Source organism: Sorangium sp. So ce185, from assembly GCF_051526825.1.
Lineage (GTDB): Bacteria > Myxococcota_A > Polyangia > Polyangiales > Polyangiaceae > Sorangium > Sorangium cellulosum_D.
This window is the reverse complement of record NZ_CP150316.1, coordinates 11,802,526-11,817,459: the sequence shown is the minus strand read 5'-3', so window position 1 is coordinate 11,817,459 and position 14,934 is coordinate 11,802,526. Positions and strand designations below refer to the sequence as shown.

The window sequence follows — 14,934 nt, the reverse complement described above, 5'->3', positions numbered from 1 at the left end:
GCTGTCATGGTTCACCATCCATCCAGATGTTCTTGAGCGCTCGGATGTAGACGGAGTCCGGCTCGTCCGTGTCCGCCCATTCGATCCCGTCATCTCTGAGTATCTGCGCTCCGATGAGCTCTTGAATGACGAGATCCGTGACGTCTGCGTACGTAAGAGCTTCCTCGAACGAGCCATGGGAGAACGGCCACTCTCCCTGATCGGGAGCGAATTGCACTTCGTCGCCTTGACGAGTGGCCAAGTACCAAGCCACGATCGATGCGGATACAGGGTTGCCGCAGATTTCTCTGCGAGTGTTCACGGGGAGGTGAGCGAAGCTTACTCGCTCTCTCCGGCTCCAGTTTACCAGCTGATACCCTACACCCATGCGCTGCTCCTCGACATGGCACCTTACCGCTCTGCCGCGGGCGCGCAACGCCCGTCGGCAGCAGCCTCTTGGGCGGCATGGCGTCAGCCGATCGAGATGGTGCCAATGGAGGGCCTCCCTCGCCGAACTCTCGATCTCTCGATCTCTCGAACCGGAGCCGGCGCGGCGCGCTCGGCGCCACCGTTCCGGCGATGTTTCCCGGGTTGACGCTACCCGCGCTCCGCCCGATAGCTACCGGATGCGTCCGGGGAACATCCTGGCCCTGCTCGGAGTCGGGCTGCGGCGATGAGCTACCCGTCCCTGCGCGCGTGCGTGGTCGTGCTGGGGGCGCTCGCCGCCTGCCGTGGCGGCTTGGATGCGCCGGGCGCCGGGCCGGCGCCGGACGCGGGCGCTGCCGCGCCGTCGCCCTCCGTCGCGCCCACCGTGAGCGCGGCGTCCGCAGTGATCGCCGCGCCGCTGGACGCAGGGGCGCCGGACGCCGCAGCCCCCGACGCCGCAGCCCCCGACGGCGCAGCGCCGGACGCAGCAGCCCCCGACGGCGCAGCGCCGGACGCGGCAGCCGCGGCCCCCGGCGCGGGCTGCAAGCTCCGGCGCGGGCCCCTCTCGCTCTCGCTCCGCGGGCCGGCCCTGCTCTGGACCCCGGACGACGCGGCCCGCGCGGATTTCCGCGTGATCTTCAACCGCGACGGGGTGGCGCAGCACGTCGCGCCGGCGCTCGGCCCGCTCGCCATGCCGGCGTCCAGCGGGCTCGCCGCCCCGGGCTCGCCGCCCCGGGAGGCCGCGCCCGACGCCGGCGCCGCTGACGCCGGCGCCGCTGACGCCGGCGCCGCCGGCGGAGAGCCGGCGCGCGCCTCCTGGCCGGCGTGCGCGGTGGCCTCGCGGTTCGTGTTCTGCATGGATCACGGCGGCACCATCCGGAGGACCCCGCTGTGGGGAGGCGAGGGGCCGCCCATCGGGGCCGGGCGCCGCGGCACCGGGATCTCCGCCATCCCGCTGCCCGGAGGGCACACGCTCCTCGCCTTCCTCTCGGACCGGAAGACGAGCGAGGGCGCCGTGACCCAGGCCTTCGCGGTGCTCGACGACAAGCCCGCCGTGCCGCTCTCCGAGGAGGGCAGCGGCGCCACCTTCGTCGCGCTGTCGCCGTGGAAGGGCGGCGCGCTCGCGATGTACATCGACGCGCGCTCGGCGCTGACGCCGGTGCACGCCTGCACGGTCGGGGTCACGCCGGAGGGCAAGCTCGAGCTCGGGCCCGACGCGGTGCTCTTCGTCGGCGACGCAGGCGAGTCGCGCATGGGCGGCGCGCTCGCGATCGGCGCCGACGGGCCGGCCTTCGCGCTCCTCCCGGCGTCCAAGGACATGTCGGCGTTCGGCATGGCGGCGATCCGCATCGACCAGGCGCCGCGCGACGACATGCCGGCCGTCTGGTCGCTCTACCCCAACGGGCTGAGCCCCGCGCCGATCGCGGCCACACAGGGCGTCTCGCCGATCCGCGTGGCCCGGGTCCGGCCGACCGCGCGCGAGCCCGGATCGCCGCACGCGCTCGAGCTCGGCCAGCTCGACGCCGAAGGGCGGTTTCAGCCGCGCTGCCTCGCGGTCGAGGGCAAATCGTTCAAGCACGTCGCCGTCGAGGCGGATCGCGACGGATCGCTGTGGATCGCGTACACGACGGGCGCCGGCACCTTCATCGAGCAGCGCGCCGTGGGGCCGTGAAACCCGCAGCCGTATTTGCAGCGCCGACGCGCTGTTGCGCGATTGGCCCTCCTGACGTAATCCAGTCGCGTTGATTCGCGGATCCACCCCTATCATAAACCTTAAGGAGCCGAGATGAAGCTGGATTACGTGCCCACGGGCATTTTATGGCCGCTCTTGTCGCTGATCGCGCTCGGCGTTGCGGGCTGCGGCGACGACGGGAATGGCGACGCTGGCGGTACGGAGAGCACCTCGGCCGCGAGCGCCACCGGCGGGGAGGGCGGCGCGGGCGCGGCCGGCTCAGGGGGCGCGAGCGGCGCAACGACGGGCGCCGGCGCTGGCCCGGGCAGCTCCACGACGACCGGCGCCACCTCGACGAGCAGCGGCGATCCCAGCAACACGACCGCCGCCACCACCACCGCCACCACGGGCGCGGGCGGCGCGTCGGTGAGCTGCGACTATCCCGCGGAGCACGCGAACGGCTCCATCACCTTCTACACGCTCGACATGGGCTCGACCGAGGTGAACTGCAGCTACCAGATCACGGGGCGGAACCCGGACGTCGTCGCGCACGTGCCGTTCGGCGGAGGCCAGTACTTCGCCGCCATGAACACCGAGGATTACAACAGCGCGGGGATGTGCGGCGCGTGCGTGGAGGTCTCCCGCGACGACGGCCGCAAGGTGCAGGCCATGGTCGTGGACCAGTGTCCGATCGCCACGAATCCGAAGTGCGTGCGGGGCCACATCGATCTCAGCAAGAACGCCTTTCTCAAGATCGGCGAAGAGCGCGAGGGGTACCTCGGGACCACCAACGGCGGCGCGGCGGGGAAGATCTCCTGGCGGTACATCCCGTGCCCGACGACGACGCCCGTCACCTTCCGCCTCAAGGACGCGACCAACAGGTACTGGAACGAGATCCTCGTCGAGGGGCACGCGCACCCGATCGAGAAGGTCGAGGTGGAGATCGACGGCACGTGGCAGACGGCCACGCGGCAGTCGTACAACTATTTCGTCGTCGGCGACGGGGACATGGGGAATGCGCCGTACCATGTCCGCGCCACCGACATCAACGGCTCCACCGTGGAAGCGATGCTCGAGCTCAAGGGCGGGGAACAGCCCGCGAGCGCTCAGTTCCCCGCCTGCAACTGACGACTGACCGATCGCGCCTCCGGGCCGCCGCTCGAGGGCGTCCGCCCGGAGGCCCAGTGGTGGACGCGCCCCGCGTGCAGCGCGGCGTGGATCGCGTCGCGCAGCGCGTTCGCCTGTTCGTGCTTGAGCGTCGCTCCTGGTAAGATGGTCGCCGCCCGCGGCCAGGACGCGTCGCCGCGCTTTTCAGGAGAACGCCGTGCAAGAGCCTCGCCCCGCCCCGTCGCTGCTCACCGTCGACGACTTCGAGCGCGCAGCGCGCGCCCGCCTGTCCAAGATGGCTTATGACTACTACCGATCCGGCGCCGACGAGGGCAGGACGCTCCGGGAGAACCGCAACGCGTTCCGGCGTCTCCAGATTCACTATCGCGTCCTCGTCGACGTGGCCGAGCGGGACATGAGCGTGACCCTGCTCGGCACCACCGTCCCGTTCCCCATCGTCGTCGCGCCGACCGCCTATCAGCGCCTCGCGCACCCCGACGGCGAGATCGCCTCTTCGCGGGCGGCCTCCGAGCTCGGCACCATCTTCACGCTCTCCACCCTCTCGACGACGAGCCTCGAGGCGGTCGCCGAGGCCTCGCCGGGGCCGAAGTGGTTCCAGCTCTACGTCCACAAGGACCGGGGCCTCACGCGCGCGCTGGTCGAGCGGGCCGAGTCCGCGGGCTACCGGGCGCTGATGCTCACCGTCGACACGCCGCTCCTCGGCCGCCGGATCGCGGACGTGCGCAACGGCTTCGCGCTCCCCGAGGGGCTCGTGATGGCGAACCTCCTCGACGTCGCCGCGGCGGCCCCCGCCGCGGAGCGGGGCTCCCTGCTCGCGGCCTACGTCGCCTCGCGACACGACGCCTCGCTCACGTGGCGCGATGTCGAGTGGCTCGGCTCGATCACGAAGCTCCCCATCCTGCTCAAGGGCATTGTCCGGCCCGACGACGCGGTCCGCGCCCTCGGGGCCGGCGCGGCCGGCGTCGTCGTCTCCAACCACGGCGCGCGGCAGCTCGACGGCGCCCCCGCGACGATCGAGGTGCTCCCGGCCGTCGCCGACGCGGTCGCCGGGCGGTGCCTGGTGCTGATGGACGGCGGTGTCCGGTGGGGTACGGACGTGCTCAAGGCGATCGCGCTCGGCGCCCGCGCGGTGCTGGTCGGGCGGCCAGTCCTGTGGGGACTCGCCGCGCTCGGCGGCGAGGGGGTCGCGCGCGTGCTCGGGGGCTTGCGCGATGAGCTGTCGATGGCCATGGCGCTCGCCGGCTGTCCCACCCTGGCTTCCATCGATCGCGACCTGATTCGCCGGGCTCAGGCCCGATGAGGGATGCCGAGTCGCACGAGCGCGGAGTTTTCCAAGATCAGCGCTGCCGAGCGCGCTCGTCAGACCAGCGCGCGCGCTCGTCAAGACTAGCGCGCGCTCGTCAGATTGCTGCGCTCCCCGGCATCAAGGCGTCTTCGACGAAAGAAAAGGTGGCGGCCACTCGACCTCACCCGTACACTCGGCGGCCGTGAGCGGTGCAGTACCTGCGAGGGAGCGGTGGCGGGGGCTCTTCCAGCGAGGCGCTGGCGCCTCGGGTGGGGGGCCGGACTCCGAGGGAGCGGACACGACCATGGGGATTCGCCTCCGGCGCTTCGCCGGGCCGGCGGCTTACCTCGAGCAGGTGTCGTCGCTTCGCATTGCCCACCTGACCGACCAGCACGTCGGCCGGGTGACGTCGGTGCGGGTGCAGCGCGCGGCCGTGGCGCTGACGAACCTGCAGCGGCCCGATCTCGTCGTGCTCACGGGCGACTTCGTGTGTCACAGCCAGCTCTACCTCGATCAGCTGGAAGAGGTGGTGCGCGGCTTCGAGGCGCCGGTCATCGCCGTGCTGGGGAATCACGATCACTGGTCGGGCGCGGACGCGGTGAAGCGCGCGCTCGAGCGGGGCGGCGCCGCGGTGCTCTGCAACGCGAGCACGGTGATCACGCTGGGCCACGAGCGGCTCCAGGTGGTGGGGCTCGACGACGCCTATACCGGCCACGCGTCGCGCGAGAAGGCGGTGAAGGGGATGCGGCGCGATCTGCCGACCCTGGGGCTCTCGCACATCGCCGAGGAGGCGGACGGCCTCTGGCGCCACGGCATCCCGCTCGTGCTCTCGGGCCACACGCACGCGGGCCAGGTGACGGTCGCGCGCCTGAACGAGCTCTCGATCGGCAAGATCGCGGGGCACCGGTACATCCACGGGCTCTACGGGACGCGCAAGCGGGGCGAGCCCGGCCAGGGGGCGGTCTATGTGGGGGCGGGGATCGGCGCGGCGGTGATGCCGCTGCGGCTCGGCGAGCGCGGCCAGCGCGAGGTCGCGATCTTCGAGCTGGGCAGCGAGCCGGGGTCGTTCGACGAGCACCACGCCGAGCAGCTGCCGCTCCGCGGGCGCAAGCCGTCGCCGGAGCTCGTGGCGAGCCGGGCGGCGCGGGTGGCGAGGAACCGGGAACGGCGCGCGCGGGCGCACCGGCACGGCGAGGGGAGCGCGGGGGGACAGCCCTAGGTCGCACCAGGCTGGCCCGGCCCCCTCTCCGGCGGCTACGGTTGGGGCGGGGGAGAGGTTTGCGGCGGCTCGCGCGGCGTCAGCTCGGGTAGAGCGCGCGGCCGAGCGCGGCCTCGAACGCGGCGCGATCGTGGTAGATGTCGATGCCGCCGGCGGCGAGCTTCGCGAGCCAGACGCCCAGGGTCACGATCTTGGTGCCGACGAGCACGTGCTGGAGCACCGAGCCGCTCTCGCGCGCGGCGCGGAGGTACTCGACCATGCGGACACGGACGATCGAATCGTAGCCGGTCATCCGCGTGCAATCGATGAACTCGTCGATGTGCCCGTGGAGCGCCATGGCGTGCAACGTGGGCTTGACGAGGCCGGGGACGAGCGATGCGTCGATGTGCCCCGCGAGGCGGTAGTAGATGAGATGGCGCCCCGGATACGAGATCTCGATGCTGCCTCGCTCGGACTCGTGGCGGACATCGACAGGAAGCGGCGATACGAGCATGTCGTTCTCCTGCGCTTCGCGCCCCCAGAGAGCCAGGAAATGGACGTCGAGCGCTGTACCCAATCAATCTACGCCGCGTGCGCCGCGCGCGCGAGCGCCAAGGGACACACGCCCCCGCCGGACGAGGCGACGACGCGCCGATCGGACAGGCAGATAGAAATGGGGCTGGAAAAATTCAGATTGCCTGGAGCGCGGCCCCGGGCGGCGCGGGCGCGTGCCGTTTGGCCGCGCCGTAGCGGGGCGGCGTCAGGGGGCCCGCGGCGCCGCCGGGGCGGGCAGGGGCGAGGCGCCGGGGGCGATCACTCGACGGGCGGGGTGTCGCACGCGCCCCGCGCGTCGACGGAGATCCCGCTCGCGGCGGCGACGCACGCGTTGGAGTACGTCTGGCCGTCGCAGCCGCACACGGGCGCGAGCTCCTTCGTGCAGACCTCGGGCTTCTCCGCGCAGGTGCCGGCCGCGTCGGCGCGCCCGCAGATCGCGTCGGGCGCGTACTTGCAGTAGAGGCCGTCCCCGCAGACGCGCAGCCCGCCGAGGGTGAAGCCGCCGCAGCTCTCGCCGAGACCCACCACCGTGGGGCCGCACTCCCCGAGGCTCCTCACCGAGACGCCGGCCGTCGCCGCGACACAGTCGTTGCCGTACGTCAGGCCGTCGCAGCCGCAGACCGGGTCGTAATCCTGCCTGCACACCTCGGGCACGAACTCGCACGTGCCGCTGCGGTCGTAAGCGCCGCAGTTCGCCTCGGGGGCGAAGTCGCAATACAGTCCCTCCGCGCAGCGGATGCCCGCGATACCGGCGCACATCTCGCCCGGCTGCGCGACGGGCGAGCAGACGTCGGCGCCGCAGGAGAGCCGGAGCTCCACCTCGACGGGCGCCCGCGGCGCGAGGACCTGCACGACGTACGACCCGGTGCCCCGGCTCTCCCACGTCGCGAGGGCCTGCCCCCGGCCGTCCCTGAGCCGCCGGATGTGCCTCAGCCTCCCTTCGCTCGTGACCTCGTGGAGCCTGAAGTCGACCGCGGCGCTCCGGCCCCCGGCGATCGGCTGCAGCTCGAGCGTGAGCGTCCTGCCCGGATGGCTCGTGAAGTGCGCGTAGACCGACCGCTCCCGGTCGACCGTGAAACGGTTCTCGTGATCGAAATACACGGGGACGACCGCCACGTCGCTCAGCCTGAGCGCGCCCTCCGCTGTCCCGGTCTCCTCTAGATCCGCGCCCTCGGCACCGTTGGATGATGCCATGCAGCCAGCGAGCGTTACAGCGAGAACAGCTCCCAGAACATCTACCATCTTCATGATCGTGCACACTCCTCGTGAAGAGACACGCCCAGCGCTCCGGGCGTCTCCTCGGAAATGCGAATCGCGCGCGAGCGGCAGCGCCAGCGCAGCCGCCGGGCGAGCCGCCTCGGCTGCCCTCTCAGGCAGACGGTCGCCAGGACCCCATCGAGGACCCGTCAATCGCCCCTGAAAAAGCGCGCCGAGCCGCCTCGCGCGACGGCCCCCATGCGCGACGCGCCTCACCGCGATGTCGCCCTATCCTCCATGCCGTCGAGTCCTCGCCCGACCTGGGGCGGTAGTGCGTCTGTATGTCCGCACGCCAGCGCCTTGACGATCGCTCTCCCTCACTCATCCACGTCGTCAGCTCTCATCGACTCAACGTCTGCTCGCCTCCCGCGTGGGCCGTTTGCAATCAGCGTTCCCCGCGAGAAGAGATGAGTCCGCTCGCCGCCGATTTTTGCGGCGTCACGGCACGGCGGAGCGCGGTGGTCGTCGGGTCCGGGGAGGGCCGGGCGGGGCGGACGGCGAGAAGACCGCGCGCACCCCCTGTTCCCACCTCACACGCGGGGATGAGGCGTTCCGCCACACAGGGGGCGCTCATCGTACGATCGCATCCCGCGCTGCGGGGCAGTTTGCTACGCGGAAGACCTGGAGGGGGCACCCGCGACGCATGCTCGATCTCAGCAAGTGCGATGATGACATAACCGCTCCGGCGATCCGCCGGCGCCCCGGGGTGTGGAGCGCAGTGGCGCGCGGCGAGCGAGGGAGGAAACCAAGGGAAGTGAGCGGGAGGAGAGGGGGAGGGCAGGGGAGGAGAGGGACGCGGGGCGCGAGGGGAGGCCAGGTGCGGTCAGCGCGCGGGTTGCCCGGCGGCGGCGCGCCGCGCGCGCTTCGTGGCGGCGCGGTGGTGACGCCCCTTGCTTTCACTGCGCGAGAACGGCTAAGTCTCGGTCTGCTCGAATGGCCCGTGCGAACGACAAGACGGCTAGCAACCGCACCCCTCGGGAGCTGAACCGCTCCCTCGTCCTCGATCTCGTGCAGGAACACGGGCCGATTTCCCGCACGAACCTCGCGCGGTTGAGCGGCCTGACCAAGCCGACGGTCTCGGCCATCATCGAGGAGCTGCTCGAGAACGGCAGCGTCCGCGATGTCGGGACCGAGTCGCGCGGCGGGCGGCCGGCGCGGCTCCTCGAGTTCAACGATGACAGCGCGGCGTACCTGGGCATCGAGATCGGCGTCGAGCAGACGACCGTCGCCGTGGCCGACGCGCGCGGGCGGCTGCGGGCGCGCCTCGACCAGCCGACCGTCCTCCGCGATCCGCAGCGGACGGTCCGCGACGTGGCCGAGCTGCTGCCGAAGGTGCTGCAGCTGAGCGGGGTGCCGCGGAAGCGGCTGCGCGGCGCCTGCGCCATCGTGCCTGGGCTCATCGAGCGGCCGAGCGGGGTGTGCGTGCTCGCGCCCAACCTGGGCTGGGAGCGGTTCCCGCTGCGCGCGGAGCTCAGCCGCGCGCTGCGCATGCAGGTGCCCGTGTACAACCTGCCTCAGGCGGCGGCGGTGGCGGAGGGGGAGCTCGGCGCCGCGCGAGGACAGGTGTCGTACGTGTGGATCTACGTCGGGCTCGGCGTGGGCGCGGGCCTCGTCGTCGATGGGCGCCTGTTCTTCGGGATGCAGGGGTACAGCGGTGAGATCGGCCACTGCCGCGTCGCTGACGACGGCCCGCCTTGCGGCTGCGGTCGCCGGGGCTGTCTGGAGACGTTCGCCTCGGTCATGGCGCTCCGGCGCGCCGCCGAGGTCGCGTCGGCGCGCTCTCCCCAGCTGGCCGGGCTCCCCCGGCCGCACGCGGTCGGCGCCGTCGCGGGCGCGGCGCTCGCCGGCGACGAGAGCGCCCGCGCGATCTTCCACGAGGCGGGCGTGCGGCTCGCGCGCGGCATCGGGGTCTTGCTGAACCTGCTCAACCCGCAGCTCGTCGTGCTGGGCGGCGAGCTGCTCGCCGCGCCCGACATCCTGCTCGAAGGCGTGCGCGAGGAGCTGCCGCGCCACGCCGTCCGCGCGGGGGCGGTGCCGGTGGTCGCCTCTCCGCTCGGCAGCGAGGCCGGCCTGCTCGGCGCCGTCCTGCTCGCGCGCGAGGGCGCGGTGCGCTCGCTCCGCCTCGTGCCCGACGGCGTGCTCCAGGACAGCGCGCCGTAGCGCGACAGCGCGCCGTAGCGCCGGGGCTCCACGGGGGGAAGAGAGCTGGAGCCACAGAGGCGCAGAGGGCACAGAGGGAGAGAAAAGGAGAGATAATATCTTCTGCTCCCCAGCTCTCTCTCTCTTCCTCTGTGCTCTCTGTGGTTCCAATCCTCTTCATTCGTCTCCCCCATGCGTGGCGTCGCTACGCGGGCGAGGCGCGCTCCACGCCGGCCGGGCTGCCCGCGGGGGACGCCGATCCGGGGCGGCGCTCGGCGAAGAGCGGCGCGAAGGCGCGTCGATCGTGCCACGTGAGCGCGCCGAGCAGGCCGAGCAGGATGACGGCGTTGATGCCGGCGCGGGGGTCGAGCAGCAGGTGGAACAGCGCGATGTTCACCACGACCGGCCAGAGCAGCGCGAGCGCGAGGGGGCGGCGGCGGTCGAGCAGGAGCAGGACCGCGGCGGTGATCTCCACGGCCTTCACGGCATAGACGTAGCCGCTGTCGAGCAGCAGCTGGACGAACGGGTGGAGCGGCTCGGGGACCGGCACGATGCGGACGAATCCGTTGATGCCGCCGAGCAGCACGATGAGACCGAGGGCGACGCGGGCCGCGCCGACAGCGCGAGGGGGCATGGGTCCTCCTTGGGGTTTCAGAGGACCACGATGGGCCCGGCCGAGGCCGGCGCTTGTACGAAGTGGCTGCGCGCCACGGAGCCCGGCGTGCGGCCCAGCGTGGCCGCGACGGCGCGCGCCAGGTGCGCCTGGTCGTGGAAGCCGCCGGCGAGCGCCGCCCGGGCCGGCGCGGCGCCGTCGACGAGCGCCCGGACGGCGGACATGACGCGCAGGAAGGTCACGTAGTCGCGCAGCGGGTGGCCGAAGGCGTCGTGAAACAGGTGCGAGAGCCGCGAGCGCGAGAGCCCCTCGGCCGCGGCGAGCGGGCCCAGCGCGGGGCGGGCCGGCGCCTGCTCCGCGAGGCGATGCATGGCGCGCAGCACGCGGCGGTCGCACGGCGGGCCGCCCGGCGCGAACGCCCGGGCGCACGCGCGCATGAGCTCGCGCGCCGCCGCGTGGTCGAGCCGGCCGCGGAGCACGTCGCGCGCCGCCGCGCGCACCCGATCGGCCTGCGCCCCCTCGAGGATCAGCGCCCGCCCTCGGGCGGCCGCCTGCGCGCCGGCGCCGAGCCCGTCGGGCGGCAGGAACACCGTGACCGTCGCGCCCGGCGCGCCGACGGAATGGGCGACCCCGGCGCCGGTGAGCACGGGCGCGCGCACCCCGAACGGCCGCCCGCCCCCGACGTCGACCTCGAGCGGACCGTCGACGGGCACCATCAGCTTGACGAGGTGGAGCGCGTGGCGGCGCGTCGCCCCGGCGCCCTCGACGACGTGCACACCGCCGTGGCCGACAAGCGCCGTGTGCTCGCGCGCGGTCACGCGCAGCAGCGAACCACTCCGGCGCGGGCGGCGCAAGCGCGGAGCCGCGGAGCGCCGCCGCGAGCAGCCGAATCCGAAATGGGACGAGACGCACGCCCGTAATCACGTTGGGCGCCGGCGCCGGCGCCTCGATGCCGGGTTGATCGAACGTGTCGAAAACTGTCGTCAGGACTGGCAGACCTGTGCCGGGTCCGAGTAGGATCGTCGCGAGTTGGAAGCGACATCACGGCGGATTGGGGCCGCCGGGGTGTCGGCGCCATGGCCTCGTGCCCGGAGGACTGGACGCATGATCAGGTTCCTTAAGCATTCCGTTGTCAGCTCCATATTTCTCATCTTCGTGGCGGTTTCTTCATGCGAGCGAATGAGCCAGATGGGAGGGCGCTGCGAATCGACGGCCGACTGTGAGTCGGACACCCAGTACGCGCCCGGCACGGAGTGCACGGACAACGAGTGCACGTGCGTCCAGGAGGGGCACACGCTGTGCTGCGCGCCCGAGGACACGGCGCCCGACTGCTTTCTCGCCTGCAGGCCGTGCAGCGAGTGCCAGGAGGGCTGGTTCAGCTGCGCGCCGGGGACGGCCGGGACGGCGTGCGACAACGACGCGAAGTGCGCCGGGCCGCCGGACCCGCGCTGCGGCGCCGGGCGGTGCGTGGACCGGGTGTGCCAGCTGGAGATCTACCCGGGCCCGCTGCCCTCCCAGGTGCGCGGCGACTGCGCGCAGCTGGAGTGCACGCACGAGGGAAAGGTCGTCTCCAAGCCGGATCCGGCCGACTTCTACAACGACGGCAACCTGTGCACCTCCGATGTCTGCTCGGCGGAGAACAGGCCTGTCAACGTGCCTTTCGACAACGGGATCAGCCTCATGGATCTCTACTCGGTCGACCAGATCTGCTACGAGGCGCAGCCGTTCGACTGCATCGTCGAGGACGACCAGTGCGGGAGCCGGCGCATCTGCGTCCCGACCGTGGGCGCGCAGCACGGCGGGGGCTTCTGCGCGCCGAGCCACTGCATCAACCTGCGGCGCGACCCGGACGAGGCCGACGTGGACTGCGGCGGCATCTGCAGGCGGCCGTGCGAGGACGGGTCGCGCTGCTCCGTCCCGCAGGACTGCATCTCCGGGGTGTGCCTCGGGGACCCGAAGACGTGCCAGAGGCCGTCGAGCTCGGACGGCGTGCGGAACGGCTCCGAGACCGGCGTCGACTGCGGCGGTCCGTGGGCGCCCTGTCCGCCGGACGAGGGCTGCGCGACGGGCGCGGACTGCGAGACCGGCGTCTGCTGGGCGAGCGTCTGCGAGGAGCCGACGTGCATCGACGGCGTGCGGAACGGCGGCGAGCTCGGCGTCGACTGCGGCGGGCCGGCGTGCCCGGAGTGCCCGCGGTGACGCGGCGCGGTCGCTCGACGCTGCGGGGCCGCTCGTCGCCGCAAGGCCGCTCGACGCTGCGCGGCCGCTCGACGCTGCGCGGCCGCTTGACGCTGCGCGGTTGCTTGACGCTGCGCGGCTTCGTTGACGCTGGTGCGTGGTGGGGGCATAGGGGGGAGGTGCGCAGACTCGCTATCGAAGGAATGTCCTGCGGCCACTGCGTTCGGGCGGTCTCGAAGGCGCTCGCGAAGGTCCCCGGCGTCACGCGGGTGTGCGAGGTGAGCCTCGAGCGCGGAGAGGCGATCGTCGAGGGGAGCGCGACGGCCGAAGCGCTCGTGGCGGCCGTGCGCGAGGAGGGCTACGAGGCGCGCGAGGCTGGCTGACGTCGCGGTGCGGCGCTCGGCCGCGTTTGGTATGGTGCGGCCACCATGACGCGATCACCAAGCGAAGAGGCACCGAGCGAAAAGGGCTTTCCGGAAGGGTTCCTGTGGGGCGCCGCGGCGGCGTCGTACCAGATCGAGGGCGCCGCGGACGAGGACGGCAAGGGGCCGTCCGTGTGGGACATGTTCTGCAAGAAGCCGGACGCGATCTGGAACGGCCAGACCGGCGATGTCGCGTGCGACCACTACCACCGGTACCGGGAGGACGTCGCCCTCATGCGCGATATCGGCCTCCGCGCTTACCGACTCAGCATCTCGTGGCCGCGCGTCTTGCCGGAGGGCACGGGCGCCGTCAACGAGCGCGGCCTCGAGTTCTACGATCGGCTGGTGGACGCGCTGCTCGAGGCGGGGGTCGCGCCCCACGTCACGCTGTTCCACTGGGACTTCCCGCTCGCGCTCTACCACAAGGGCGGCTGGCTGAACCGCGACAGCGCCGACTGGTTCGCCGAGTACACGGGCGTCGTGGTCAAGAAGCTCGGCGATCGGGTGAAGGACTGGATGACGCTCAACGAACCGCAGGTGTTCGCCGGCGCCGGTCACTACGAGGGGCGCCACGCGCCCGGGGACCGGCTGCGCTTCGCCGAGGTCCTGCGCGTGTGCCACCACGTCCTGCTCGCGCACGGCAAGTCGGTGCAGGCCATCCGCGCGGCGAGCCCGGGGAAGTGCAACGTCTATTATGCGCCGGTCGCGCAGGTGAAATACCCCGCCAGCGCGTCACCCGAGGATCTGGAGGCCGCGCGCGCGGCGACGTGGTCGGTCAGCGCCCGCACCACGTGGACCAACACGTGGTGGATGGATCCCGTGTTCTTCGGCAGGTACCCCGAGGACGGGCTCCGCCTGTTCGCGAGCGAGCTGCCCGAGATCCGGGGCGGCGACATGGAGATCATCGCGCAGCCGGTCGAGTTCTGCGGCGTGAACGTCTACTGGGGAGTCCCGGTGCGCGCCGGGGCGAACGGCGGCGCCGAGGTCGTGCCGCACCCGGTGGGACACCCGATCACGGCCTTCGAGTGGTCCGTCACCCCCGAGTGCCTCTACTGGGGGCCGAGGTTCTTTTACGAGCGCTACAAGCGCCCCATCGTGATCACCGAAAATGGGCTGTCCACCCGGGACTGGATCTCGCTCGACGGGAAGGTGCACGACCCCCAGCGCATCGACTTCATGGCGCGCCACCTGATCGAGCTCCGCCGGGCCATCGCCGAGGGCGCCGTCGTGAACGGCTACTTTCACTGGTCGATCCTGGACAACTTCGAGTGGGCCCACGGCTACAAGCACCGCTTCGGCCTCGTCTTCGTCGACTACCCGACGGGCAAGCGCGTGCTCAAGGACTCGGCGCACTGGTATCGCGAGGTCATCGCCTCGAACGGCGCGACCCTCGGGGGCTGAGCGGGCCGCTCCCCGGCGCCTCCCCGGGAGGCGCCGGTCGTGGTGACGTGCCTCCGGAGAGAGCCTTTCAGGAGAGCGGTAAAGCAGGAAGAACGTTCATCCTTTCTTCCTGCTCACCGCCTTCCCGTCCTTGCCTGGCCACCGCCGGCCGCGCGTCGCGAGGGGAGCCCGCGGCCGCGGCGGCGCGGGCTCAGGAGGCGATCGGCTCGTCGCCGTCCTCTTCGTCTTCGTCGTCGAGCGCCTCGTCGTCTCCGGTCGCCAGGTCGTACCCGTGCGGATCGAACTCGTCGAACATGGCCTGCAGGCGCTCGGTCAGCGAGTCCCACGTGTCCGGCGGCTCGCCCGCCTGGCGATCGCGCTCCGCGAGGGCGAGCGCGGCGGCGACCGTCGCGGTCAGCGGGCGCGCGTCCTGGAGCACCGCGACCTTCGAGGTGTCGCCGCTGCACGCGTACGCCAGCAGGTAGGCCCTGTAGATCTCCTCATTTGTCTTGTCGCTCATTCCTCTTCCCTGTTCTCGTCGTCCGCGCGCCGTTCGCCGCCGTGCTCGGGCCTGCTCAGCGCTCGGGACCGCGGGCGCGAGCGTAGCCCATCTCCCGGCCGTCGGGGGTGGCCCGTGTCCCGCCGGCAGCCCGGGCCCTCGGGGAGCGGCGGGACGGGCGCCGGCGGAGCGGCGCAGCGGCG

14 protein-coding genes are annotated in these 14,934 nt (G+C 72.2%); 8 read left to right on the top strand and 6 right to left on the bottom strand.

From position 1 onward, the window contains the following. Positions 1–4: 4 nt before the first annotated feature. Positions 5–367 carry a hypothetical protein gene (locus WMF26_RS43600; protein ID WP_437997534.1) on the bottom strand — a complete coding sequence of 121 codons (363 nt, stop codon included), beginning with the start codon at positions 365–367 and terminating at the stop codon, positions 5–7. A 285-nt stretch (positions 368–652) separates the two neighbouring features. Between WMF26_RS43600 and WMF26_RS43595 the strand changes: the two genes are divergently transcribed. The 4 genes from WMF26_RS43595 (at position 653) to WMF26_RS43580 (ending at position 5,709) form a co-directional block, all read left to right on the top strand. After that, positions 653–2,077, top strand: a complete 1,425-nt coding sequence (locus tag WMF26_RS43595) for a hypothetical protein (RefSeq protein ID WP_437997533.1) — start codon at positions 653–655, stop codon at positions 2,075–2,077. Between the two features lie 114 nt (positions 2,078–2,191). Further along, a complete protein-coding gene (locus WMF26_RS43590; RefSeq protein ID WP_437997532.1) occupies positions 2,192–3,205 on the top strand; it encodes an expansin EXLX1 family cellulose-binding protein in 1,014 nt (337 codons plus the stop codon). Between the two features lie 196 nt (positions 3,206–3,401). Next, positions 3,402–4,505, top strand: coding sequence for an alpha-hydroxy acid oxidase (locus tag WMF26_RS43585; protein WP_437997531.1), 1,104 nt, complete (start codon positions 3,402–3,404; stop codon positions 4,503–4,505). Positions 4,506–4,794: 289 nt separating this feature from the next. Continuing rightward, positions 4,795–5,709 carry a metallophosphoesterase gene (locus WMF26_RS43580; protein WP_061627196.1) on the top strand — a complete coding sequence of 305 codons (915 nt, stop codon included), beginning with the start codon at positions 4,795–4,797 and terminating at the stop codon, positions 5,707–5,709. Positions 5,710–5,788: 79 nt separating this feature from the next. On the opposite strand, the gene WMF26_RS43575 is transcribed toward WMF26_RS43580, so the two are convergent. Together WMF26_RS43575 and WMF26_RS43570 are read right to left on the bottom strand one after the other, a co-directional pair. Beyond that, a complete protein-coding gene (locus tag WMF26_RS43575) occupies positions 5,789–6,202 on the bottom strand; it encodes a hypothetical protein (RefSeq protein WP_437333962.1) in 414 nt (137 codons plus the stop codon). 299 nt (positions 6,203–6,501) lie between these two features. After that, positions 6,502–7,437: a Kazal-type serine protease inhibitor family protein gene (locus tag WMF26_RS43570; protein WP_437997530.1), complete on the bottom strand. Its 936-nt coding sequence runs from the start codon at positions 7,435–7,437 to the stop codon at positions 6,502–6,504. Positions 7,438–8,433: 996 nt separating this feature from the next. Here WMF26_RS43570 and WMF26_RS43565 point away from each other — a divergent pair. After that, a complete protein-coding gene (locus WMF26_RS43565; RefSeq protein WP_437951955.1) occupies positions 8,434–9,660 on the top strand; it encodes an ROK family protein in 1,227 nt (408 codons plus the stop codon). 184 nt (positions 9,661–9,844) lie between these two features. Here WMF26_RS43565 and WMF26_RS43560 read toward each other — a convergent pair whose 3' ends face one another. Both WMF26_RS43560 and WMF26_RS43555 read right to left on the bottom strand, forming a co-directional pair. Beyond that, on the bottom strand, positions 9,845–10,273 hold the full coding sequence (locus WMF26_RS43560; RefSeq protein ID WP_437997529.1) for a membrane spanning transport protein: 429 nt from the start codon (positions 10,271–10,273) through the stop codon (positions 9,845–9,847). Between the two features lie 17 nt (positions 10,274–10,290). Beyond that, entirely contained in the window at positions 10,291–11,070 is a 780-nt protein-coding gene (locus tag WMF26_RS43555; RefSeq protein WP_437997528.1) for a helix-turn-helix domain-containing protein, read from the bottom strand. A 361-nt stretch (positions 11,071–11,431) separates the two neighbouring features. Between WMF26_RS43555 and WMF26_RS43550 the strand changes: the two genes are divergently transcribed. The 3 genes from WMF26_RS43550 to WMF26_RS43540 all read left to right on the top strand — a co-directional run bounded on the left by WMF26_RS43550 (position 11,432) and on the right by WMF26_RS43540 (position 14,253). After that, a complete protein-coding gene (locus WMF26_RS43550) occupies positions 11,432–12,451 on the top strand; it encodes a hypothetical protein (protein ID WP_437951952.1) in 1,020 nt (339 codons plus the stop codon). Between the two features lie 182 nt (positions 12,452–12,633). Beyond that, positions 12,634–12,813 (top strand): heavy-metal-associated domain-containing protein, encoded by a 180-nt coding sequence (locus WMF26_RS43545; RefSeq protein ID WP_020740710.1) that lies wholly within the window; start codon positions 12,634–12,636, stop codon positions 12,811–12,813. A gap of 45 nt (positions 12,814–12,858) precedes the next feature. Continuing rightward, positions 12,859–14,253, top strand: a complete 1,395-nt coding sequence (locus WMF26_RS43540) for a GH1 family beta-glucosidase (RefSeq protein WP_437997527.1) — start codon at positions 12,859–12,861, stop codon at positions 14,251–14,253. 190 nt (positions 14,254–14,443) lie between these two features. On the opposite strand, the gene WMF26_RS43535 is transcribed toward WMF26_RS43540, so the two are convergent. After that, on the bottom strand, positions 14,444–14,752 hold the full coding sequence (locus WMF26_RS43535) for a hypothetical protein (protein ID WP_061623993.1): 309 nt from the start codon (positions 14,750–14,752) through the stop codon (positions 14,444–14,446). Between the last annotated feature and the right edge of the window lie 182 nt (positions 14,753–14,934).